The following is a 1,833-nucleotide window of genomic DNA, read 5'->3' as shown; positions in this document are numbered from 1 at the left end:
CACGATCGGGCTGCTCGTGGGGGCGATCCTCTTCCGCTTCGTGCGAAGCGCCACCCTCGGCGCGCTGCACGGCGAGCACGTGCGCACCGCGATGTCGCAGGGTCGCACCCGGCTCGGCGCCCTCGTGCGGCACGGGCTCCCCGGGGTGGGCCTCTCGATCGTCTCCCTGCTCGGGCTGCAGCTCGCGGAGCTGCTCGTCGGCGCCGTGGTCGTCGAGCAGCTCTTCAACCTGCCCGGGCTCGGGCGGATGCTCGTGACCGATGTCGGCAATCGCGATCTGCTCAAGGTGCAGAGCACGCTCTTCGTGCTGACCGCCGTGATCCTGGTGCTCGGCGCGCTGATCGACGTGCTCCACCGGCTGATCGATCCGCGACTGCGGGTGGACGCGGAGGATGAGCGATGAGTGACGACCGGGCGGAAGTCGGCGCGCGAGCGACGAACGGCACTCGAACGACGAGCAGCTGGGCGGATCGGCGCGGGCCTCTGCGCGTGCTCGCATCCGGCCCGCGAGGCGTCTACGCGCTGACCGTGATCGGACTCGTGGTGGCGCTCTGCCTGCTCTCCTTCGTCTGGTTGCCCGCGGACCCGAACCACGCGAGCGCCTACAACGCCTGGCTGGCTCCCTCCGCCGAGCACTGGCTCGGCACCGACGGCAGCGGACGCGACATCGCCGCTCGCCTCATCGCCGGCAGCCGCGTCACCGTGCTCGTCGTGCTCGGCGCGGCCGTCGTCTCGGGAGCGATCGGGCTGCTCTTCGCGGTTCCGGCAGCCCTCGGCCCGCGCTGGCTGCGCGAGTCGCTCGCGATCCTCATCGACGTGCTCATCGCCTTCCCGACGCTGCTGCTCGCGATCATGCTCGCGGCGGTGTTCGGCGGCGGGCTCGCGATCGTGGTGGCAGCCGTGGGCATCGGCTACGGCGTCTCGATCGGGCGCGTCGTGCGCGCCGAGCTGCGCCAGATCGCGGCCGAGGACTACGTGCTCGCCTCGCGCGCCGCCGGCCTCGGGCGCGGCGCGATCCTGCGCACCCACCTGCTGCCGAACGTGGCTCCCGTGTTCACCGTGCAGCTCTCGCTCTCGATGGGACTCGCGATCCTCGCCGAGGCCGGCCTCAGCTACCTGGGATTCGGCGCCCCGCCCGGCATGCCCTCGTGGGGGCGCATGCTGGCCGAGACGCAAGGCTACATCTCCGTGCATCCCGAGGTCGTGCTGTGGCCGGGCCTCGCCATCACGCTGACCGTGCTCGCCTTCTACCTGCTCGGCGACGCGCTGCGGGAGGCGATGGATCCATCGCTCCGCACTCGCCGCGCGGGCGGAGCCGGTGGCGGCCCCGAGCCGATCACCGCGGTGCCCGGACCTGCGACGCCCGACGACACTGGAGCAGCGCGATGACGGCCCCGCACCTCTTCGTCGACGACCTCTCGGTATCGATCGGCGGCAGCGAGCTGCTCCACGGTCTGAGCTTCGAGCTCGAGGCCGGCGCGCGCCTCGGACTGATCGGCGGCTCGGGATCGGGCAAGACGCTGACCGCCCTGGCGATCGCCGGGCTGCTGCCCGAGCACGCCGAGGTGACCGGGTCGGTCCGTCTCCGCTTCGACGACGGGCGCGTGCAGGAGCTCATCGATCTCGACGACCGCGGGTTCGCGGCGCTGCGCGGCGACGTCATCGGCATGGTGTTCCAGGAGCCGAAGGCCGCGCTCAACCCGCTGCGCCGCCTGGGCCGGCAGATGACCGAGTCGCTCCACCTCCACTACTCGCTGACGCGCGCCGAGCGGCACGAGGCCGCGCTGCGCCTGGCCGCCCGGGTCGGGCTCGACGATCCCGCGCGGATCGTGC

3 protein-coding genes are annotated in these 1,833 nt (G+C 72.6%); all 3 read left to right on the top strand.

The features are described from left to right. A partial coding sequence (locus tag ACFPZL_RS12825; RefSeq protein ID WP_382335747.1) for an ABC transporter permease subunit occupies nt 1-403 on the top strand: 403 nt, incomplete at its 5' end. Further along, the gene (locus tag ACFPZL_RS12820) at nt 400-1,389 is read left to right on the top strand and encodes an ABC transporter permease (RefSeq protein WP_218115188.1); all 990 of its coding nucleotides are present in this window, start codon (nt 400-402) and stop codon (nt 1,387-1,389) included. The genes ACFPZL_RS12825 and ACFPZL_RS12820, both read left to right, overlap by 4 nt. Continuing rightward, a partial coding sequence (locus ACFPZL_RS12815) for an ATP-binding cassette domain-containing protein (protein WP_382335745.1) occupies nt 1,386-1,833 on the top strand: 448 nt, incomplete at its 3' end. The genes ACFPZL_RS12820 and ACFPZL_RS12815, both read left to right, overlap by 4 nt.

It is taken from the genome of Leucobacter soli, from assembly GCF_042659205.1.
Classification (GTDB): domain Bacteria; phylum Actinomycetota; class Actinomycetes; order Actinomycetales; family Microbacteriaceae; genus Leucobacter; species Leucobacter soli.
The sequence above is the reverse complement of the archived record's forward strand: the minus strand, read 5'-3'. Positions and strand labels throughout refer to the sequence as shown.

Excerpts from the sequence above, each read along its gene's own strand:
- ACFPZL_RS12820 (WP_218115188.1), top strand. The coding sequence starts at position 400 with ATGAGTGACGACCGGGCGGAAGTCGGCGCGCGAGCGACGAACGGCACT.